The 25,822-nt window shown below is 46.9% G+C and carries 3 protein-coding genes; all 3 read left to right on the forward strand.

Going from position 1 to position 25,822, the window contains the following annotated elements; all coding sequences use genetic code 11:
* Positions 1-38 precede the first annotated feature (38 nt).
* Entirely contained in the window at positions 39-16,130 is a 16,092-nt protein-coding gene (gene bamB / locus ACNFN4_RS17545) for a bacillomycin D non-ribosomal peptide synthetase BamB (RefSeq protein WP_448200357.1), read from the forward strand.
* An 83-nt stretch (positions 16,131-16,213) separates the two neighbouring features.
* Positions 16,214-24,073 (forward strand): bacillomycin D non-ribosomal peptide synthetase BamC, encoded by a 7,860-nt coding sequence (bamC, locus tag ACNFN4_RS17550; RefSeq protein WP_448200358.1) that lies wholly within the window; start codon positions 16,214-16,216, stop codon positions 24,071-24,073.
* Between the two features lie 170 nt (positions 24,074-24,243).
* Positions 24,244-25,782 carry a glycoside hydrolase family 43 protein gene (locus tag ACNFN4_RS17555; RefSeq protein ID WP_160216949.1) on the forward strand — a complete coding sequence of 513 codons (1,539 nt, stop codon included), beginning with the start codon at positions 24,244-24,246 and terminating at the stop codon, positions 25,780-25,782.
* Positions 25,783-25,822: the final 40 nt, after the last annotated feature.

Genomic DNA, 25,822 nt, shown 5'->3' on the forward strand with positions numbered 1-25,822 from the left:
GCATTATTTCTTTAAATTATATAAAATGAGGTGCTCCAATGTCGGTATTTAAAAACCAAGAAACGTACTGGGAAAACCTGTTTGATGAAGAAGACGGCCTAAGCGCATTCCCTTACTTTAAAGCAGCGGATAAAGCATCGTTGGCCCGTACCGGCTACCAGGAAAAATGCATCTGCCGTTCCTTATCTCCGGAAGTATCTCAAAGAATCATGACAATGGCGAATCATTCCGATATGGCCGCCTATCTGATTTTATTGGCGGGTATTGAATGCTTGTTGTATAAATATACGGATCGAACGAGCCTGATTCTTGGCATTCCGACGGTATCGAAGCAAAAAGCCGGCCAGTCAGCCGTTAACAACATTGTCCTCTTAAAAAATACGCTTTCAAACGAGAGCACATTTAAAACCGTATTCGGGCAGCTGAAAGAAGCCGTTAATGATTCTCTGAAAAATCAAAACCTGCCGTTTAGAAAAATGGTCCGGCATCTGAGCGTGCAATACAATGACGAGCATATGCCTCTGATTCATACCGTCGTTTCGCTTAACGAAATTCATTCCTTGCAATTTAAAGAAGATACTGCAACCGATACGCTGTTTCACTTTGATTTGGAGAACAACGGGATTCATTTGAAGCTTTTTTATAACGGCAATCTGTACGATGAGCGCTATATCAATCAAATTGTATCCCATTTGGATCAGCTGCTGTCTGTGATCCTGTTTCAGCCTCAAGCCGCGATCCATACGGCAGAGATCTTACCGGAAGCGGAAAAACAGAAGCTATTGTTTGATTTTAACGACACCATCAGAGATTTCTCCGGGAGCAGAACAGTCTATCAATTATTTGAAGAGCAGGCAGAAAGAACGCCTGAGCATACGGCCGTCAAGTTTAAAAACGACCATTTGACGTACAGGGAACTGAATGAGAAGGCGAACCGTTTGGCAAGAACATTGCGTAATTGCGGGGTTCAACCCGATACGTTAGTCGCCATTCTCGCTGATCGTTCATTAGAGATGATCGTATCCATTATAGCCGTTTGGAAGGCAGGGGGCGCTTATGTGCCCCTGGATCCTGAATATCCAAAAGAGCGGCTTCAATATTTGCTTCATGATGCGGATGCAGACGTTCTCCTTGTTCAGCATCATTTAAAAAACAGTCTCGCCTTTGACGGACCGGTGATCGATTTGAATGATGAAACATCATACCATGCCGATTGCTCATTGTTATCACCAGTAGCGGAACACAGCCATTTAGCCTATGTCATTTATACGTCGGGTACTACAGGAAAGCCGAAAGGGGTCATGGTTGAACACGGCGGCATTGTAAACTCGCTCCAATGGAAGAAGGCGTTTTTTAAGCATTCTCCGGCGGATCGCGTGCTTGTCTTGTACCCGTATGTTTTTGATGCGTTCATTTTAAATTTCTTCGGCCCGCTCATCTCGGGAGCAACTTTGCACCTTTTGCCTAATGAAGAGAATAAAGAAACTTTCGCCATTCAAAATGCCATAAAACAAGAGAGAATTACTCATTTCTCAACTTCTCCCCGTCTTCTGAAAACGATGATCGAACAGATGAACAGAGAGGATTTCATCCATGTTCAGCATGTTGTTGTAGGCGGTGAGCAGCTGGAAACAGATACAGTTGAGAAGCTGCATTCTCTGCAGCCTCGCATTCGGATCAATAATGAATACGGACCGACAGAAAACAGCGTGGTATCTACATTTCACCCTGTTCAGTCCGCTGATGAACAGATCACAATCGGCAGCCCGGTGGCCAACCATCAAGCTTATATTTTAGGAGCGCACCATCAAATCCAGCCGATCGGCGTACCGGGAGAGCTGTATGTCGGAGGAGCGGGAGTGGCCCGCGGCTACCTCAATCGGCCTGAATTGACGGAGGAAAAATTTGTGGAGCATCTGCATGTCCCTGGTCAAAAGATGTATAAAACGGGGGATCTCGCCAGATGGATGCCAGATGGACGGATTGAATATTTAGGGCGGATTGATCATCAAGTGAAAATTCGCGGCTACCGGATTGAGATCGGCGAGGTAGAGGCAGCCATGTTCAACCTGGAAAACGTTCGTGAAGCCGCAGTCGTCGCGCGGGAAGGCGCAGACGGGGCCAAACAATTGTATGCCTATTATGTCGGCGAGCCTTCTTTGACCGCTGCGCAGTTCAGAGAAGACTTATCCCGGGAACTGCCGAATTATATGATTCCCTCCCGTTTTATCCCTTTGGAACGCATTCCGCTCACTTCCAATGGAAAGATTGATCTGAAAGCTTTGCCTGCTGCTGACGAAAATACGCGGACGGAAAACGAATACATACCCCCGCGGAACACAATAGAAGAACTGCTGGCGTCCATCTGGCAAGAAGTATTAGGAGCAGAACGTATAGGAATTCTGGATAATTTCTTTGATTTTGGCGGAGATTCGATTAAATCAATTCAGGTGTCATCCAGATTGTATCAAGCCGGATACAAGGTTGATATGAAGCATTTGTTTAAACACCCCTCGATTGCTGAACTTAGTCAGTTTGTAGCACCGGTCAGCAGGGTGGCTGATCAAGGAGAAGTGAATGGCGGAACCAAGCTGACCCCGATACAGCATTGGTTTTTTGAGCAAAAAATGCCGCATGCACACCATTACAATCAGGCCGTCATGTTATATTCGGCGGAAGGCTTTCAAGAGGCTCCGCTTCGCCGGACGATGGAACGGATCGCGTCGCATCACGATGCCTTGAGGATGATCTTTGAAAAAACGCCGGATGGATACGCTCCGCGAATTACAGGAACAGATGAAAGTGAACTATACCATCTGGAAGTGATGAATTATAAAGGGGAAACCGAACCGGCTCAAGCGATTGCCGATAAAGCGAATGAGATTCAAAGCAGCATGGTATTAGACAAAGGGCCATTGATGAAGCTCGGTTTGTTCCAATGTCCGGACGGAGATCATTTGCTGATTGCAATTCATCATTTGCTGATTGACGGAGTATCCTGGCGTATTTTACTCGAAGATTTTGCAAGCGGTTATGAGCAGGCAGAACGCGGACAAACGATCCAGCTCCCGCAAAAAACAGACTCGTTTCCATTCTGGGCCGATCAATTGTCCAAATATGCGGCAAAAACCGATATGGAAGAGGAGATTGCGTATTGGACTGAGCTTTCAAGTATAAAGCCTCAGCCATTGCCTAAGGACACTATCAGCGAAGGATCGTTATTAAGAGACAGCGAAGAAGTGACGATTCAATGGACAAAAGAGGAAACGGAGCAATTATTAAAACATGCGAACCGCGCCTACAACACGGATATCAACGATCTGCTGCTGACTTCGTTAGGGCTAGCCGTTCACAAGTGGACAGGCACGGAAGACATTGTCGTGAATTTGGAAGGCCACGGGAGAGAACCGATTATTCCGGATGCTGACATTTCCCGCACGATAGGATGGTTCACAAGCCAGTACCCTGTCGTCCTGAGGATGGAAGCCGGAAAAAACCTGTCGCAGCGGATCAAGATCGTAAAAGAAGGGCTGCGCCGCATCCCTGACAAAGGAATGAATTACAGCATCATCAAATATATATCCGGGCATCCGGAAGCCGACAGCCTGCAGCTGAATCCGGAGATATCGTTTAACTATTTGGGACAATTTGACCAAGACCTGAAGCATCAGGCTTTGCGCATCTCGCCTTTTTCCACAGGGTTATCAATGAACGAAAACCAAGAGAGAACGGCCGTGCTTGATTTGAACGGCATGATTGCCGAAGGGACATTATCACTGACACTGAGCTACAGCAGCAAACAATACGAAAGATCTACTATGGCGCAATTTGCCCGGGGGTTGAAAGAAAGTCTGCAAGAAGTCATTGCACATTGCGTAAGCCGGAAGCAGACTTCTCTCACACCAAGTGACATCCTGTTAAAAGACATCTCAATCGACGAACTGGAACAGCTTTTGGAGCAGACGCGTGAATTAGGCGAAGCGGAAAATATTTATCCATTAACGCCGATGCAGAAGGGCATGCTGTTTCACAGCTTATTTGATCCGAATTCAGGTGCTTATTTTCAGCAAACGATGTTTGATCTGCATGGAGATCTGGAGATTGATTCATTTTCAAAAAGCTTGGAAGGCTTATCGCAAAAATATGACATTTTCCGCACGAATTTTTACAGAGGCTGGAAGGATCAGCCGCTCCAAATCATATTCAAAACGAAAAAAATCGGTTTTCAATTCAATGACTTACGAGAGATGAAGGAATCACAAAAAGAAGCGATGATTCAGCAGTATGCCAGAGAAGATAAGATGCGGGGGTTCGACTTAGAAAAAGGCGCGTTAATGCGGTTATTCATCCTTCGTACGGATGAAAAAACATACCGTTTTATCTGGAGTTTCCACCATATTTTGATGGACGGCTGGTGCCTGCCGCTGATTACAAAAGAAATATTCGAGAATTACTTTGCCTTGCTTCAGCAAAAGCAGCCTGAACAATCATCAATTACTCCGTACAGTCAATATATTGAATGGCTTGGCCGGCAAGATGCGAAAGAGGCCACGGCTTATTGGGATCAGTACTTGGAGGGATATGAGGAGCAAACCGGCCTTCCTAAGGATCACCATGCAGCGGAAGACGGACGATACGTTCCTGAAAAAGTGACGTGTGACATAAGCTCCGATCTCACTTCGAAAATGAAGCGGACGGCAGGCAAGCATCATGTCACGCTGAACACGCTGCTGCAGACGGCATGGGCGGTTTTGCTGCAGAAATATAACCGAAGCCGGGACGTTGTGTTTGGAAGTGTTGTATCCGGAAGACCTGCTGGAATTCCAAACGTGGAAACCATGATCGGCTTATTCATTAACACCATTCCCGTCCGGTTCCGATGTGAAGCCGGGACAACGTTTGCTGAGCTTATGAAAGAGGCGCAGGAAAGGGCTGTAGCGTCTCAACAATTTGAGACGCACCCGCTGTACGATATTCAAGCGCGTACAACGCAAAAGCAAGATTTAATTACACATTTAATGATATTCGAAAATTATCCGGTTGATCAGTATATGGAAAGTATAGGCCGCCAGAACGGAACATCCATCACGATTTCCAACGTGCAAATGGAAGAACAGACCAACTACGATTTTAATTTGACCGTTATACCGGGCGACGAGATGAACATCTCTTTTGAATACAATGCAAATGTGTATGAGCGGGCAAGCATAGAGCGGGTTCGGGAACATTTCATGCAAATCCTGCATCAAGTCGTGACAGATGCGGATATCCGGGTGGATCAAGCGGAGTTGTTAACGGAAGGCGAAAGAAAAACCCTTCTGCAGACGCTTAACGACACGGCCGCGCCGTTTCCGCAGACGCCGGTTCATCAATTATTTGAAGAGCAATCGCAGCGTACGCCCGATCAAGCAGCCGTCATTGATAAGGATAGGCAGCTCACGTACGGAGAGCTCAATAAGCGGGCCAACCGCCTGGCGCGAACGTTAAGAGCGAAAGGAGTGCAGGCGGATCAGCCTGTAGCCATCATCACAAGAAACAGCATCGAATCGGTGGTCGGAATCCTTGCCGTTTTAAAATCAGGCGGAGCCTATGTCCCTATAGATCCGGAATATCCGCAAGACCGCATCCGGTATATGCTGGATGACTCCCAAGCCGGAATCGTTTTAATGCAGCGGGATGTCAGGAAACAGCTTGCCTATGAAGGCGCCACGGTTTTACTTGATGATGAAAGTTCTTATCACCAAGATGACTCTGACCTTGCTCCGATAAATGATGCGAGCCATTTGGCATATGTCATTTATACGTCAGGTTCCACAGGCCGGCCAAAAGGCGTACTAATCGAGCACCGAGGCTTGACCAATTATATTTGGTGGGCGAAAGAGGTTTATGTAAAAGGCGAGAAAGCCAACTTCCCATTGTATTCGTCAATTTCTTTTGATCTGACGGTGACTTCTATTTTCACGCCGCTTGTCACAGGCAATGCAATCATCGTCTATGACGGAGAGGATAAAACAGCTCTGCTTGAATCGATTGTGCGGGACCCAAGGGTGGATATCATTAAATTGACCCCGGCCCATTTGCAGGTTTTGAAAGAAATGAACATTGCCGATCAAACGGCTGTCCGTAGAATGATTGTGGGCGGGGAAAACTTAAGCACCCGGTTAGCCCGCAGCATTCATGAACAGTTCGAAGGCCGGATTGAAATATGCAATGAGTACGGACCGACGGAAACCGTTGTCGGCTGCATGATTTACCGTTATGATGCCGCAAAGGACAGGCGGGAATCGGTACCGATCGGAACCGCTGCGGCAAACACGAGCATTTACGTTCTTGATGAAAATATGAAACCCGCACCGATCGGTGTCCCGGGAGAAATCTATATCAGCGGCGCCGGTGTGGCAAGAGGATATTTAAACCGTCCCGAATTAACGGCGGGAAAATTTGTCGATGACCCGTTTGAACCCGGAGCGAAGATGTATAAGACCGGAGATTTGGCGAAGTGGCTGGCGGACGGAAACATTGAATATGCGGGCAGAATAGATGAACAAGTGAAAATCAGAGGCTATCGTATCGAATTAGGCGAGATCGAGGCGGCACTGCTTCAAGAAGAAGCGATTAAGGAAGCTGTCGTTACAGCCAGAGAGGACGTCCACGGATTTAAACAATTGTGTGCATATTACGTGAGCGGCGGGCAAACAACGGCAGCCCGGCTCCGGAAACAATTGTCTCAAACCCTTGCAAGTTATATGGTTCCGGCTTATTTTATCGAGCTTGATGAAATGCCTTTAACTTCTAACGGAAAAATAAACAGAAAAGGGCTGCCGGCTCCGGATTTCGAGCTGCAGGACAGAGCAGAGTATAAAGCTCCCCGAACAAAAGCGGAAGAAATATTAGTTTCTGCCTGGGAATCGGTATTAGGCGCTGAAAACGTCAGTATTCTTGATAATTTCTTTGACCTTGGCGGAGATTCCATTAAATCCATTCAAGTATCCTCCAGATTAAATCAGCAAGGATACAAAATGGAAATCAAAGACTTGTTTCAATATGCAACAATTGCAGAATTGAGTCCGCATATCAAGCAGAATCTGCGTATAGCCGATCAAGGTGAGGTCAAAGGAAAAGTCAGCCTGACTCCTATTCAGCATTGGTTCTTTGATCACATAACGACAGATCAGCATTATTACAATCAAGCCGTCATGCTGCATGCGCCGGAAGGTTTTCAGGAAACGCAGCTTCGTCAAACCCTGCAAAAGCTTGCTGAACATCACGATGCGCTCCGCATGACGTTCCGGACTACAGAAAATGGCTGTGAGGCACAGAATGAAGAAATCGCCCAAAGCGGACTGTACCGCTTAGACGTCCTGAATCTGAAAGAAGATTCCGATCCGGGACGGACAATTGAAGCCAAAGCTGATGAGATACAAAGCAGTATGCGTTTAAGTGATGGGCCGTTAATGAAAGCCGGGTTGTTTCAATGCGCAAATGGAGATCATTTGCTCATTGCCATCCATCATTTGATTGTAGACGGGATTTCATGGCGCATTTTACTGGAAGATATCGTTAGCGGCTACAAGCAAGCCGAGAACGGGCGAGTGATTCAACTGCCGCAAAAAACAGACTCTTTCCAATTATGGGCTAAGAGACTTTCAGAATACGCGCAAAGTGAAACCATAAAACAAGAACAGGAATATTGGACAAAGATCGAACAAACCGAAGTCAAACCGCTGCCTAAAGATTTTCATGAAACTCATACAACTGCAAAAGACAGTGAAACAGCAGCTGTGAAATGGACGAAAGAGGAAACGGAGCTCTTATTAAAACAAGCGAATCGCGCTTATAACACGGAAATAAACGATTTGCTCTTAACTTCTCTGGGTCTTTCCATATCGCATTGGTCAGGACTGGAACAAATTCCGATTCATTTAGAGGGACACGGCCGAGAACAGATTATACAGGATATAGATATCTCCCGCACGGTCGGGTGGTTTACAAGTCTGTATCCGGTTGTGCTGCACGCGCAGCCGGGCAAAGAGATCTCTGATTATATCAAGACGACCAAAGAAGGATTGCGTCAAATTCCGCATAAAGGGATCGGATATGGAATAGCAAGGTACTTAAGCGGCGGAATGCCATCGAAACTCAATCCTGAGATCAGCTTTAACTACCTGGGACAGTTTGACCAAGATTTACAGCAGCATGGGGTTCAATTATCTTCTTATTCTTGCGGTTCAGACTCAAGCGGAAATCAAGAAAGACCGTATGTATTGAATATAAACGGAATGATCACCGAGGGCCGGTTGAGGCTTACGATCAGCTACAGCAGCAAACAGTACGCAAAAGAAACGATCATGCGGTTATCGGAAACGATTCAAAGCCGCCTGCGGACCATCATTACGCATTGCGTTCATAAAGAACAATCGGAACTGACGCCAAGCGATATTTTGTTAAAAGGCATGTCCATTGACGAATTGGATCAGCTCCTCATTCAACTGCCGCATGCAGGTGAGGTTGAAAACGTGTATCCGCTCACTCCGATGCAGAAAGGAATGCTCTTCCACAGCCTGCTGGACGAGGCCTCAAGTTCTTATTTTGAACAAGCATCGTTCGATTTGCAGGGAGAGTTAAAGATTGATTGGTTTAAAGCAAGCCTTGAACGATTATTTGAAACATACGCCGTGCTCAGAACCCGTTTTTACAGCGGCTGGAACGATACTCCTTTACAAATTGTCTATAAAACGCAAACACCGCAAATTCATTTTGCAGATTTGCGTGATAGAGAGGAGCACCTGCGCGAGGATGCAATCGCAGCCTATCAAAGAGAAGATAAGGCAAAAGGATTTGACTTGGCTCGGGATCGGCTGATGCGCATAGCGATTTTCCGTATGGAAGACCGCAAATATCATTTGATTTGGAGCTTCCATCATATTGTGATGGATGGCTGGTGCCTGTCTCTTATCACGAAGGAAGTGTTTGATCATTATAGCGCCTTACAGGAAGGCAGGGAACCAGAACCGTCATCGGCAGCTCCTTACAGCGACTATATCGAGTGGCTTGACCGCCAAGATCAGGGAGCGGCAAAGCGGTACTGGAGCGGGTATCTTGAAGGATATAAAGGTGAAACCACGCTTCTTCATAAAATAGAGCAGCATGAACAAAAAGAATACGCCTATGCCAATGTGATCTGCCGATTTAATCACGAACAGACAAAACAATTACAGCAGATCGCAAATCAGCATCAGGTTACATTAAATACGTTGATCCAAACGTTATGGGGAGTTTTATTACAGAAATACAGCGGGTCCGCAGACGTTGTCTTCGGCAGTGTTGTGTCGGGAAGGCCGGCGGAAATTCCTGATGTGGAACAGATGATCGGCCTGTTCATCAATACCATTCCGGTTCGCATCCGCTGCGATGAAGACAGCACTTTTGCTGATACGATGCAAATGGTTCAACAAAACGCGCTGGCTTCCCAATCGTACGATACCTATCCTTTATACGAAATTCAGGCCCAAACGGAACAAAAGCAAAACTTAATTGATCATATCATGATCTTTGAAAATTATCCGATAGGGCAGCAAGTCGAAGAGGGTCATGATGCTGCGGATTTAAATATCGTGAATTTCCATATAGAAGAACATACTCATTACGATTTTAATGTAGTTGTCATCCCTGGCGAACAACTCACCATTCATTTTGATTTCAACCAAAATGAATATGGACAATCAGAGGCAGAGCGGATTCGCGGACATTTTGAACAGCTCATTCACCAAATTTTGCAGCAGCCGTCTGTCAAAATAGAAGAAATGGAACTTCTGACGCAGCAAGAAAAAGAACAGCTGCTCACTCCGCTTTCCGGGGGAATAGAGAAGCCTGAATACGAAACGATTCATACTATGTTTGAACGCCAGGCGGCACAAACGCCGCAAGAAATCGCAATTCAATACGAAGGGGCGGAGATTTCTTACAAAGAGCTGAACGAAACGGCCAATAAACTGGCGCGGATTCTCCGTAAGCGAGGTGTGAAGCATCAGGAGCCGGTGGCTGTGATCGCCGGGCGTTCACCATCATTAGCGATTGCTGTTTTAGGCATTTTAAAAGCGGGCGGTGCCATTGTTCCGATTGATCCGAGCCATCCTGCCGAACGAATCCGCTATATCATTGAAAACAGCAGCTGCACTCATGTTGTGACAGAGAAAGACCGGTCAGTCCCCGAGGCAGCAACGCAGATTGTCACATTCATAGAAGAAGCGGAGACAGAACCGGACGGGAGCAATGTGCAGACGATAAACACGGCGGAGGATCTGCTTTACGTTATTTATACATCAGGAACGACGGGGAAACCGAAGGGTGTGCTGCTTGAACATAGAAATATGGCCAATTTGCTGTATGACCAATTTACAAACTCAGGCATCGATTTCAAAACCAATGTGCTTCAATACGCATCTCCGGCATTTGACGTCTGCTATCAAGAGCTGTTTTCAGCCCTGCTCAGCGGCGGCACACTCCACATCGTGCCTGAATCAATAAAGCGGGACGCGGCTCAGCTGTTTTCGTTTATTAATAAACATCAGACGGACATCGTCTTTTTCCCGACTGCTTTTGCCAAAATGCTTTTTAACGAAGAGAGCTATGCATATTCATTTCCACGCTGTGTGAAGCATTTGATTACAGCAGGAGAACAATTGACAGTATCCCGTTTATTTCAGAAAGTGCTCCGCACACACGGCTTGCATTTGCACAATCATTACGGTCCGTCAGAAACTCATGTAGTGTCGACGTATACCATTCAACCGGGAGATGATATTCCTGAATATCCGCCGATCGGCAAACCGATATGCCATAACAATATGTATGTCATCAGCAAGAACAAACAGCTTCAGCCCTTGGGCATTGCGGGAGAACTGTATATTTCCGGAGCAAATACCGGGAGAGGCTATGTGAATAACCCGGCTTTAACGGGAGAGAAATTTTTGCCTGATCCGTTCAGAGAGGGAGCCGTTATGTACCGCACCGGAGATTTGGCAAGGCTGCGTGAGGACGGGCAAATCGAATACCTCGGCCGCATTGATGATCAGGCGAAAATAAGGGGCTACCGGATCGAACCGAAAGAAGTTGAGGTCATATTGGCCAATCACCCGGCGGTGAGAGAAGCAGCCGTCCTTATTCAAAAAAACGCTTTGGGTGAAAATGAATTGTGCGCGTACTGCAGCGTCTCAAAAGCGACTGATCCTTCAGCATTACGGAAAGATCTTGCCAAAAACCTTCCTGACTATATGATTCCCGTGAAATGGGCTTTTGTTGAATCGATTCCGCTCACGGCAAACGGAAAAGTCGACCGCAAAGCATTGCCAGCACCAGAAGGAGGCGTGCAAACGGGGGGCGAATACGTTGCTCCCCGTACAGCGGCGGAAGCGCAGCTGGCGCATATCTGGAAAGAGGTGCTTGGACTTCCGCGTATCGGCGTGAAAGACAATTTCTTCGACATCGGCGGTCACTCGCTGCGGGCAACGACGCTGACAGCGAAGCTGCACAAAGAGATGGGGGTCAGCCTGCCGCTGCGGGAAGTGTTCCGATCGCCAACAATTGAAGAAATGGCAGAAACGATTACCGGAATGAAACACACAGCATATACATCTATCCCGACCGTTGACGCAAAAGAATACTATGCCGTCTCCTCGGCGCAGAAACGGCTGTACATTTTGAATCAGCTGAAAGGCGGAGAGCTGAGCTATAACATGCCGAGTGTCATGAGAGCCGATGGAGCTCTGGATCGGGAACTTGTCGAGAAGGCGATCCGCAAGCTGATTCAGCGCCATGAAACGCTGCGTACCGGCTTTGAACTGATAGATGGAGAACCGGTGCAGCGGATCTATGACGACGTCCCATTTGCAGTGGAATTCACTCAAGCGAAAGAAGAACAGGCGGAAGCCCTCATTCATGGGTTTGTGCGGGCATTTGACTTGGAGAAAGCGCCGCTGCTGCGGGTAGGACTGATCGAGCTTGCGAAAGACCGCCATTTGCTGCTGTTTGACATGCATCATATCATTTCCGACGGCGTATCTATCAAGAATTTGATTGAAGAGTTCGTTTCATTATATGAAGGAAAAGAATTGCCGCCATTAAGGGTTCAGTATAAAGATTATGCGGCGTGGCAGCTGTCGGATATGCAAAGCGAACGGATGAAGAAACAGGAAGCGTACTGGCTGGATGTGTTCAGCGGAGAGGTTCCGGTGTTGGATATGCCAACCGACTACGGAAGACCGGCTGCGCGGAGCTTTGAAGGAGGACAAATCGAGTTTGTCATCGGACCGGAGTTGACGGAACAGCTGAAAGGCTTGGCGGTGAAGAGCGAAAGCACGCTGTACATGGTGCTGCTGGCTGCTTATACGACCATGCTTGCCAAATACAGCGGGCAAGAAGACATCGTAGTAGGCAGCCCGATTGCCGGAAGAACCCATTCGGATTTGGAAAGCTTAATCGGCATGTTCGTGGGCACACTGGCGATACGAACGAATCCGGTCGGGGAAAAAACATTCCGGGAGTACGTGCAGGAAGTCAAAGAACATACATTAAAAGCATACGAAAACCAGGAGTATCCATTCGACGAACTGGTGGACAAGCTGAATGTGTCCCGGGATTTCAGCCGCCATCCGCTGTTTGACACGATGTTCATATGGCAAAACACAGAACGGGGAGAATTGAGCCTCGATGATGTGCGTTTTACCCCTTATCCGGACAACCATGCGATGGCGAAGTTCGACCTGACGTTCCAAGCGGCAGAAAATGAAGACGGAATTACAGGTATGATCGGTTACGCAGCGGCGCTGTACAAGCAGGAAACTGCGGAACGCATGGCAAAGCACTTTATCCAATTGATCGAGGCGATTGCGAATGATCCGCAGGCGCCGCTTTCATCGCTGGAGATGATCACCGCGAAGGAGAAAGAACAGATTGTGGAGAGATGGGGCCAACCGGCGATAGACTGCCCAAGGGACAAAACAATTCACCAATTGTTCGAGGAGCAGGCGGAGCGCACGCCGGAACATACGGCCGCAGTTTACGAGAAAAGCCGATTCACATACCGTGAGCTGAATGAGCGGGCCAACCGCCTGGCGCGGATTTTAAGAAGCGAAGGCGTGCAGCCTGACCAGCCTGTGGGTATTCTGGCAGAACGTTCTCTGGAAATGATCGTGGGGATTATGGCGATCCTGAAAGCCGGGGGCGCGTATGTGCCGATGGATCCGGACAGTCCGCAGGAACGCATCCGCTATATTCTGGAGGATTCAGGAGCAAAGGTTCTGCTGGCACAGCCCCATTTACAAGATCGTGTATCCTTTGCCGGAGAGATTTTACTGCTGAATGACGAACGAATGAACAGCGGGGACGGCTCGAATCTGGTGACGGCAGCCGGACCGGATCACTTGGCGTATGTGATCTACACATCAGGCACAACCGGCAAGCCAAAAGGCACGCTGATTGAGCATCGCCAGGTCCTTCATTTGATGGAGGGGCTCCGCGGACAAGTGTACGGTGCTTATGATTCGGGATTGCGTGTGTCTCTGTTGGCACCGTACTATTTCGACGCATCGGTCAAGCAAATTTTCGCGGCACTGTTAGGGGGACATGCACTGTATATCGTCCCTAAAGCATCAGTATCAGACGGTTATACCTTGTCAAACTATTATCGCACCCACCGCATTGACGTAACAGACGGAACACCGTCACATTTGCAATTGCTTATCGCTGCAGACAGCCTTCATGGGATAACGATCCGGCACATGCTTATTGGAGGAGAGGCGCTCCCGCAGGCGACGGCGGCGCAATTGCTTGAATTGTTCGCTTCGAACGGGTCATCAATGCCGCTCATAACCAATGTATACGGTCCGACGGAAACCTGTGTGGATGCATCGGTCTTTCATATCGTACCGGGGACATTGGCATCCGCTGACGACGGCGGTTACGTGCCGATCGGCAAACCGCTGGGCAACAACCGTGTGTATATTGTTGATTCCCATGATCGGATGCTGCCTATAGGTGTAAAGGGTGAGCTGTGCATCGCCGGAGACGGAGTAGGACGAGGGTATCTGAACTTGCCTGAATTAACGGGTGAAAAGTTTGTGGCCGATCCGTTTGTAATCGGAGAGCGGATGTATAAAACAGGCGATCTTGCCCGTTACCTGCCGGATGGAAACATTGAATATGCCGGAAGAAAGGATCATCAGGTTAAAATTCGCGGTTACCGGATCGAACTTGGCGAGGTGGAAGCCGCTCTTCTCAACATCGAGCATGTACAAGAAGCGGTGATCCTGGCCAGAGAAAATGCAGAGGGGCAAAGCGATTTGTATGCCTATTTTACAGGGGAGAAGTCACTGCCGATCAATCAGCTTAAAGAAAAACTCTCCGATCAAATACCAGGCTACATGGTTCCTTCATACTTGATGCAACTGGAGCAAATGCCGTTAACCTCCAATGGAAAAGTGAATCGCAGCGCGTTACCGCTGCCTGAAGCAGGCTTGCAGACCGGGATTGACTATGTTGCTCCAAGGACAAAGCCGGAAGAGCAGCTGGTTCACATCTGGAAAGAAGTATTGAAGGTAGAACAAGTCGGCGTCAAAGATAACTTTTTCGATCTCGGCGGGCATTCGTTACGGGGGATGACGCTCGTTACCAAGATCCATAAGCAATTCGACAAAAGCATTTCATTGAGAGAAGTGTTTCAATACCCGACGATTGAAGAAATGGCGAGGGTCATTGCAGGCGCGGAAACCAGCGGACCGGATGAAATCCCTGTTGCAGAAGCCAAAGATGTTTATCCTGTATCTTCTGTGCAAAAGATGGTTTACCTGTCTACACAAATTGAAGGCGGAGAACTAAGTTACAACATGCCGGGGATTTTGACATTGGAAGGCAGGATGGACATGAATCGTTTACAATCTGCGTTCCAAAGTCTGATCCAGCGCCATGAATCGCTACAAACCGGATTTGAAATGGTCCGCGGAGAGCTGGTGCAGGTGATCAAGCCGCAGGCGGATTTCTCTATAGAAAGGTACAAAGCAGCTGATGAGCAGGTCGAGGAGCTGTTCCGCAATTTCGTGCGGCCTTTCGATCTCAGTCAGGCTCCATTGCTTCGGGCCGGACTCATCGAATTAGAACAGGACAGACATGTTTTCATGTTTGACATGCATCATATCGTTTCAGACGGCGCTTCTATGAATATTTTTGTTGAAGAACTGATTCAATTGTATGACGGCAAAGAATTAACCCCGCTCCGGATTCAATACAAAGATTACACTGAATGGCAGCAGCAGGCGGAGCAGAGGGAACGCATCAAGAGGCAGGAGAACTATTGGCTGAACGTATTTCATGAGGAACTCCCGCCATTTGAGCTTCCGAAAGATTTTACCAGACCGCGAATTCGAAGCTTTGAAGGAAAGCGATACAATTTCGCTCTCGATGAGACCGTGGTCCAGGGGATAAAACAGATGGAAGAATTGACCGGATCGACCGCTTACATGATCTTGCTGTCAGCCTATAATATACTGCTGGCCAAATACAGCGGTCAGGAAGATATCGTCGTCGGTACGCCTATTGCGGGAAGAATGCATGAAGATTTACAGCATATTATCGGGATGTTTGTGAATACGCTGGCCATCCGTACGGCCCCGGCTGGAGAAAAGACCTTTATGGACTATGTAACGGAAACAAAAGAAACGATGCTGAAAGCTTATGAAAATCAAGAATATCCTTTTGAAGAATTAGTTGAGAAATTGGGAGTGAAACGGGACTTAAGCCGTAATCCGTTATTCGATACGATGTTTGTTCTGCAAAATACGGAACAAACGGATATCGAATTGGACTCTCTCGCGGTGAGACCATATGAACAAACAAATACGGCGGCCAAATTTGATTTGCAGCTGACCTTCGTGATGAATCCGCACGAGATTCAAGGAAGCTTTGAGTACTGCACGAAGCTGTTCAAACAGAAAACCATCGCTACGCTGAGCAAGGATTACGCCATGATTCTGTCGGCGATCATAAAAGACCCATCGATTCCTTTAAAAGAAATTCAATTAAGTGAGAAAGTAAACAAAAGTGAACACTTTGCAAGCGAAATCGAATTGAATTTCTAAAAACGGCCGGTACCGGCTGTCCCCGGCATGGTGTTTTTACGGGGACAGCCATCAGCCGGCTAAAACTTACTGGAGGGATATTAATGTCAGAATTTAAGCAACAGGAGTTGTTCTGGAGCAGCATGTTCGATGCGGAAGATCGTCCCAGTGCAATCCCTTCGTTTCAAATGTCGGACTCAACAATAGAGCACGATGCGTCGAGTGCACCCAACCGTATTCACAGTTCATTGAGCTCCGATGTATCCCTGCGCATCATGAAGATGACGAATAAATCGCCAATGGCCGTTTATATGGTTCTCCTGGTCGGAATCGAGTGTCTTTTGTACAAATATACGGGGGAAGAGGGCGTTATTGTAGGTGTTCCGACCTTTGAAGACGAAACCGATGAAGACCTTCGTTTAGATCAAGTCATGTTAATCAAACAAAACATAAATGCGGATGGCACGTTTAAATCCATATTTAATGAATTTAAACATACGCTGAACGGAGCCATCTTACATCAGCACGTTCCTTTCGATAAAATGGCCGGTCCATTAAATCTGAACTACGATTCAAATCATTTGCCAATGATCCACACGATCGTATCACTAGATCAGCTTCACCCCATTCGTTTTATAGAAACGGCCGCTGCTGATACGTTATTTCAGTTTTCCATAGAAAATGATTCGATTCATTTAAAGTTAACTTATAATGAACAAGCTTATGATCTCCAGTATATGATGCAAGTGATCGAACATGTAAACCGGATTTTTTCGATCTTGTTATTCCAACCCGACCTTATGATCCGCCAGCTTAATATTCTGTCAGACTCAGAGACAAATCAACTCATCGCCTATAATCAAACGGCTGCAGAGTATCCAAGAGAAAAAACGATTCATCAATTTTTGGAGGAACAAGCGGGACGTACCCCTGATCAAACGGCTGTTGTCTACGAGGATAGCCGTCTGACGTACCGTGAATTGAATGAAAGGGCGAATCAACTCGCTCGGACACTGCAATCTGAAGGCGTGCATCCGGATCAGCCGGTCGGGATTATGGCCGAACGCTCCCTGGATATGATTGTAGGGATCTTCGGGATCTTGAAAGCCGGCGGGGCGTATGTACCGATTGACCCGGGCTATCCCGAGGAACGGGTTCGATACATATTGGAGGATTCGGATACGAAGTTGTTACTCGTGCAGAATCAATCGCAAGAGAGAGTACCTTTTACGGGAAAAGTGCTGGATATGAAAGATCCGCAAAACTTTTGTGAAGACAGGTCGGATGTAGAGCCGGCTGCTGGTCCGGATCATCTGGCCTATGTTATTTATACATCGGGTTCAACGGGGAAGCCGAAAGGGGTTATGGTTGAGCACCGGTCGGTCATCAATCGGCTGGTGTGGATGCAGGAAAAATACCCTCTCGATGAGCGGGATGCGATTCTGCAAAAAACTGCGATCACCTTTGATGTATCAGTGTGGGAACTGTTCTGGTGGACGATGGCAGGTTCTAAACTGGTGCTGCTGCCAAGCGGAGGAGAAAAGAATCCCGAGCTGATTTTAGATACAATTGCACAAAAAGGTGTCAGCACAATGCATTTTGTACCGGCGATGCTGCATGCCTTCTTGGAATCCATGGATCAGAAGTCAACCGGGATGTTGAAACAAAAATTAGCGTCATTAAGACATGTGTTTGCAAGCGGTGAGGCTTTGAAGCCTGTACATGTCGCAGGCTTCAAACGCATCATCACGTCGGTGAGCCAGGCTCAAATCATCAACTTGTACGGACCGACTGAGGCAACAATTGATGTATCATACTTTGATTGCCAGACGGAAGAAACGTATGCATCGATTCCGATAGGCAAACCGATTTCCAACATTCAATTGTATATATTACATGCTGATTTGGAACATATGCAGCCGACCGGTGTGGCGGGAGAACTGTGTATAGCGGGCGATGGGCTTGCAAGGGGCTACTTGAATCGTCCCGAACTGACGGCCGAGAAGTTTGTAAACCATCCGATTGCAGCAGGAGAACGGATATACCGGACGGGAGACTTGGCAAGATGGCTGCCGGACGGCAATATCGAGTATTTGGGCCGGATTGATCACCAGGTGAAAATCCGAGGTTACCGCATTGAAATCGGCGAAGTCGAAGGCGCTTTTTTTCAGCTGCCGGCGATCAAAGAAGCCATCGTTATCGCCCGGGAAATCGATGGGGAAACATCCTTGTGCGCCTATTATACCGCACAACATGCTTTAACTGCAGGCGAACTCCGTGAAGAGCTGTCCCGGCAGCTTCCATCCTATATGATACCTGCGTATTTCGTTCAGCTGGAAGAGATGCCGCTTACTTTCAACGGGAAAATAGACCGTAAATCCCTTCCTTCTCCAAGAGAGAATCTTACAGGCATGAACTATGAAGCTCCTCGAACAGAACTGGAAAACATACTGGCCGCGGTGTGGGAGTCGGTCTTAGGCTTAGAACGGGTCGGAATCTCAGATCATTTCTTCGAATTGGGGGGCGATTCCATTAAGTCGATTCAAGTGTCCTCAAGATTATACCAAGCCGGGTATAAGTTTGAAATCAAACACTTGTTTAAATACCCAACGATCTCCGAGCTTGTTCCATACGTAGAGCCGGTAACCCGAATCGCAGAACAAGGGGAAATTAAAGGCCGGGCGCTGCTGACACCGATTCAGCATTGGTTTTTTGACCAGAAATACCCGGAATTACACCATTATAATCAAGCGGTTATGCTTTATTGGAAAGAGGGACTGGATGAATCAAAGCTTCGGGACGTCATGAAGAAGATCACAGAGCATCACGATGCTTTGCGCATGGTCTATGTTCCGACAGAAGATGGATATGAAGCCCGAAATCGGGGGATCGAAGAAGGTGATCTGTTCAGCCTTGAAGTGATCTCATTACGCGAAGAAAAAAATGTGTCCCAGACGATAGAAACCATTTCCAATGAGATTCAGCAATCCATTCAATTAGCCGAAGGACCGCTCATGAAACTAGGATTGTTCCGGTGTCAAGAGGGAGATCATTTGCTGATTGCGGTTCATCATCTGGTCATCGACGGCGTATCGTGGAGGATTTTACTTGAGGATATAGCGGCAGCTTATGAGCAGCTCCAAAACGGCGAAGCGATCCGGCTTCCGAAGAAAACGGACTCTTACCTGTTATGGGCTGAACAGTTGAATCGTTATGCAGAAAGTCAGGAATTCGAAGCGGAAAATCAATACTGGTTCAGACAGAAACATAATCCGCAGCATACATTGCCAAAGGACAATGAGCAGGAGACCGGTCTGGCCAAAGACCGGGAAACGGTCATCGTTCAATGGACCGTTGAGGAAACCGAACGTTTATTAAAAAACGCTCACCGGGCTTATTCGACCGATATGAATGATTTATTACTGACCGGTCTGGGAATTGCTATTCATCGTTGGACCGGACATGAAGACATTCTCATTGATCTTGAAGGACACGGCAGAGAGTCTATCATCCCGGATCTCGATATTTCGCGTACGGTGGGATGGTTCACAAGCCTATATCCGGTTTCGCTTCAAATCAAAGCTGATCAGGATATCCCCGGGCGGATTAAAACAGTGAAAGAAAATTTGCGTCAGATCCCCCAAAAAGGAATAGGTTACGGCCTGATCAAATATTTATCCGATCACCCGAAGGCACATGAATGGACCGGACATCCGGAAATACGTTTCAATTATTTGGGTCAATTTGATCAAGATGTCCGGAACGGCAAGATGGAGGTATCCCCTTACTCAAGCGGGAAAACAGCCAGTGACAACCGTCCCTTGACCTATACACTTGATATCAACGGCATGATTTCAGACGGCCGATTGTCGCTGGCCATCAGCTATTGCGGTAAACAATATCAGAGAGAAACAATGGAAGCCTGTGCCGATCTCTTAAAAAACAGCCTGCAGCAAGTCATCGCACATTGTGATGCTCAAGATCAAATTCACCTGACGCCAAGCGATATTTCGTTAAAAGGTATAACGATCGGTGAATTGGATCAATTTGTGCAGCAAACGAGTCATCTCGGTGACATTGAAAATATATACCCATTAACCCCGATGCAGAAAGGAATGTTGTTCCACAGCTTGATCGATTCGGCTTCCGAAGCTTACTTTGAACAAGCCGCTTTTGATCTGAAAGGATTCTTGGATATCGATGCATTCAGGATGAGTTTGGCGCATCTTGCCGAAAAATATGACATTCTTCGGACTCTTTTTTATACAGAATGGAAAGATCAGCCTTTACAGATTGTATTCCGGCAAAAGCCGATTGAAACGGCCGTTGAAGATATTCGCAGCATGAACAGTCACCAGCGCAGCGAGTTTATTGCCGATTTTGCAAGAAGAGATAAGGCGCGGGGATTCAATCTCACCCGGGATGCTTTAATGCGCGTATCGATCCTGCGGACAGAGGAAGACCAAGCGCGATTGATATGGAGCTTTCATCATATTTTAATGGACGGCTGGTGTTTGCCTCTTGTTACGAAAGAAGTGTTTGAAACCTATTATGCGATACTCGAGCAAAGGCAGCCGAAGCGGGGAACCGTCACTCCATACAGCCGATATATCGAATGGCTGGATCAACAAGACCACAAGCAGGCGTCAGCCTATTGGCGTAACTATTTAGAAGGTTATGAAGGGCAAACTGTTTTGTTACAAGAACAATCTTCCGGCCAAGCGAAAGGATACGAAAAAGGTGAGCATGAGTTTCGTTTAGGAAAGCGGCTCACAGACGAAATCAAACAGGCCGCAAGCCGCCAGCAAGTCACCGTCAATACATGGATACAAACCGCATGGGGCTTATTGCTGCAAAGATACAACGGGAGTCAGGATGTCGTCTTCGGCACGGTCGTATCCGGCAGACCGGCAGAAATTCCGGGAATTGAAACCATGGTCGGTTTATTTATCAATACTATTCCCGTACGTATTCATACGCAGCCTGAAATGACAGCTGCACAAGTATTGAAAATGAATCAGGAGCGGGCACTGGCTTCTCAAAAATATGATACATTTCCGCTGTATGACATTCAGGCTCAAACTGAGCAAAAGCAGCAGTTGATCAATCATATTATGGTATTTGAGAATTACCCGGTTGAGAAACAAATAGAACATATGAAGCAGGATGACAACGCATTAGACATTCTCGATTTTCATATGGAAGAACATACACATTACGATTTTACTTTTATCGTGATGCCGGATGGAGAAATTGACATTCGTTTTGTATACAATCGCGATGTTTATGATCAAGCAAGTGTCGAACGGATGCAGACGCATTTCATGCAAATTATGAAGCAAATGGCGGACGATCAGGAAATTCGCGTACAAGACCTTGATATCGTAACAGCGGATGAACGTTCGCTCCTGATAGACAAGTTCAACGATACGGCGGCGGAGTATCCAAAGGAAAAGACGATTCATCAATTGTTTGAAGAACAAGCGGAGCGAACGCCGGAGCACGTGGCGATTGTTTTTGAAGATAAGAAGCTGACGTATCGGGTAGTAAATGAACGCGCCAATCAGCTGGCCCGAACCTTGGTTGCCAAAGGACTTCAGGCCGAGGATCTTGTCGGCATTATGGCGGAACGTTCACCGGAGATGGTGATAGGCATCCTTGCTATTTTGAAAGCCGGGGGCGTTTACGTACCGATCGATCCGGATTATCCGAAAGAACGCATCCATTATATGCTTGAGGATTCTAACGTCTCTATCTTATTATTGCAGCATCATCTTCTGGAAGATACCGATTATCAAAGTCATACTGTCTTCCTTGACGATCCGTCATCATACGGCGCCGAAGCATCTAATCTCAATCTGAACGTGATGCCAAATCAATTAGCCTACGTTATTTATACATCAGGAACAACGGGGAATCCGAAAGGCACGCTCATTGAACATAAAAACGTGGTTCGTCTGTTATTTAACAACAAAAATGTTTTTGATTTTAACGCATCGGACACTTGGACTTTGTTTCATTCCTTCTGCTTTGATTTTTCAGTATGGGAAATGTACGGAGCGCTGCTGTATGGGGGCAAATTAGTGATTGTTCCGAAACAAATAGCAAAAAACCCGGAAAGGTATTTGCAATTGTTAAAATCGGAAGCTGTGACCATTTTAAATCAAACGCCAAGTTATTTCTACCAACTGATGCAGGAGGAGCGCGCAGATCCCGAATCCAATTTAAACATCCGAAAAATCATATTTGGCGGAGAGGCGTTAAATCCATCCTTCTTGAAAGACTGGAAGCTTAAATATCCTTTAACCCAATTAATCAATATGTACGGCATTACCGAAACCACCGTTCATGTCACATATAAAGAAATCACGGAACGGGAAATCGACGAGGGCAGAAGCAACATCGGACAACCTATTCCTACTCTGCAAGCGTATATTTTGGACGAATATCAGCACATTCAGGTAATGGGCATACCGGGCGAACTCTATGTGGCAGGAGAGGGACTGGCCAGAGGATATTTGAACCGCCCGGAATTAACGGCTGAGAAATTTGTTGAACACCCGTTTGCCGCGGGCGAAAAAATGTACAAAACGGGAGATGTCGCCCGGTGGCTGCCTGACGGCAATATCGAGTATTTGGGAAGAATTGATCATCAGGTGAAAATCCGGGGCTACCGGATTGAAATTGGCGAGGTCGAAGCGGCTTTATTGCAACTGGAATCTGTCAAAGAATCGGTCGTCATCGCGATTGAAGAAGAGGGCTCAAAGCAGCTGTGCGCCTACTTGTCAGGAGACGATTCATTAAATACGGCGCAGCTGAAGCGTCATTTACTGAACAAACTGCCCGCTTATATGATACCGGCTTACTTTGTACAAATGGAGAAGATGCCGATAACCGCAAATGGAAAAATCGATCGAAAAGCTTTGCCGGCTCCTGAGGGAAATAGACTCACCGGAACCGAATACGAAGCGCCCGGAACGTTAATTGAAAAGCAGCTGGCCGAGATATGGAAGAACATTTTAGCACTCAGTGACCCGGGAATTAAAGATAACTTCTTTGACGTTGGCGGCCATTCGCTCAAAGTATTGCAAGTTATTCATCAAATCAACGACCGTATGGGAATCAAAATGCATTATCAAGCCGTATACGATTTTCCTACCATCGAAACAATGGCACGCGCCATTCAAGCGGCAGTTTTCGAGTCCAAGACGGATAACGTATTCGTCAAGATGAATCAGAACGGTTCAATCCCTGTGTTCTGTTTCCCGCCTTTAATCGGGTACGGGCTGGTCTATAATGAAATGGCGAAAAGACTTGACGGCCGCTGCACCGTCTATGCCGCTGATTTCCTAGAAGAGCCGTCTTACGAGCAAGAGATCGTTGACCGGTATGCAGAAAGCATGATAGGCATTCAGGAACAAGGGCCCTTTGTTTTACTTGGTTACTCCTCGGGGTCGAATTTGGCTTTTGAGGTCGCCAAAGCCTTGGAGAAGCGCGGACGCATCGTATCGGACATTATGATGCTTGATTCTAAAAGAGCCGTTTCGGTGAATTATTTTTCGGAAGAGGAAACCGAAGAGATCATTCATCGGAATCTGGATATCATTCCGGATTATTATAGAGAATTATTAACCATTCCTTCCATTAAGGATAAAATCAGAAGCTATCTCACATATCACAATAAACTGATCAATTCCGGCGCGGTGAACGCCAACATTCATCATTTTCAATGCGGCGAGTTGACCGATAGAGGATGGACGCAATCAACCGCACAGCATTACCTTGAGTACAAATTAAAAGGAGACCATGTGACGATCTTTGACCCTCACAATATCGAAGAAAATACGGATGCAATTCGATCTATTATCAAAAGGATTGAAGAACGGCATCATCACGGACTTGTTCTTGAAGAACAACTGTCAATAGGATCGTTTGCGGGGGACGCAAAGTTTGACAAAATGTAAATGATCCAGAGCAAAATGCCGCTGACTGCAATCGGCGGCATTTTTCATAAAAGAGGGTCAGATATTTGCAGCGTTTTCACTCTAAAAATCATTCATTTTACGCATTCTTCATGACCTGTTGTTATCATATTTTTTAAAAACCTAATATGCGGAAACAGGAGGATGTTAAGCTGATGAAAAAGTGCAGCGTATGTTTATTGATTCTTGCTTTATTATTGAGCTGTTTACCTGGGGAATATGCGAATGCGGTAAGCACTCCAATTGCAAAACATGCCGGGAATTCAAATCCGCTTATCGACCATCATCTGGGCGCAGATCCGTTTGCGCTGACCTATAACGGAAGAGTCTACATCTATATGTCAAGCGATGACTATGAATATAATAGCGACGGCACGATTAAGGATAATTCATTTGCCAATTTGAATAAAATATCCGTCATATCTTCAGCGGATATGGTGAACTGGACAGATCACGGAGCGATTCCCGCAGCGGGTGCCAATGGGGCGAATGGCGGCCGGGGGATTGCCAAATGGGCAGGAGCATCATGGGCCCCGTCAGCCGCGGTGAAAAAGATCAATGGTAAGGATAAATTTTTCCTTTATTTCGCAAACGGCGGCGGAGGTATCGGGGTTCTCACCGCAGACAGCCCGACCGGTCCATGGACAGATCCGATCGGAAAAGCGCTGGTAACGCCAAATACGCCAGGAATGTCCGGTGTTGTATGGCTTTTTGATCCGGCAGTATTCGTAGATGATGACGGTACCGGTTACCTATATGCCGGCGGAGGCGTTCCGGGCGGTTCAAATCCAACGCAGGGACAATGGGCCAATCCTAAAACAGCAAGAGTCATGAAATTAGGTCCTGATATGACCAGTGTTGCCGGAAGTGCATCGACCATTGATGCGCCATTTATGTTTGAAGACTCAGGGATGCATAAGTATAACGGGAAATATTACTATTCCTATTGTATCAATTTCGGGGGCGCGCACCCGGCCGATAAACCTCCAGGTGAGATTGGCTATATGACCAGCTCAAGTCCCATGGGTTTCTTTTCGTATAGAGGGCACTTTCTGAAAAATCCGGGAGCATTTTTCGGAGGCGGCGGGAACAATCACCATGCTGTTTTCAATTTTAAAAACGAGTGGTATGTGGTGTATCATACTCAAACTGTCAGCTCCGCTCTTTACGGGGCCGGCAAAGGATACCGTTCTCCCCATATTAATAAGCTTGTGCATAATCCAGATGGCTCCCTGCAAGAGGTAGCGGCAAATTTTGCAGGTGTCAAACAGCTATCCAACTTGAATCCATATCACCGGGTAGAAGCGGAAACGTTTGCCTGGAACGGACGAATTTTGACAGAGGCATCCTCAGCACCCGGCGGGCCGGTCAATAATCAACATGTCACAAACATTCATAACGGAGACTGGATTGCTGTTGGAAATGCAGACTTCGAGTCAGGCGGCGCTAGGACGTTTAAAGCAAATGTAGCGTCCGCTAGAGGCGGAAAAATAGAAGTACGGCTAGACAGTGCAAACGGTAAGCTTGTCGGAACCTTGAATGTCCCTTCGACAGGCGGAACGCAATCCTGGAGAGAAATAGAAACTGCGGTAAGCGGCGCATCCGGTGTTCACAACGTATTCTTTGTATTTACGGGAACTGGTACAGGAAACTTGTTTAACGTTGATTACTGGCAGTTTACACAAAGATAAGCAAAGGTACGTTTTCTAAGTCCATAAAAGACATATGAAA

This window comes from Bacillus sp. N1(2025) (assembly GCF_053470005.1).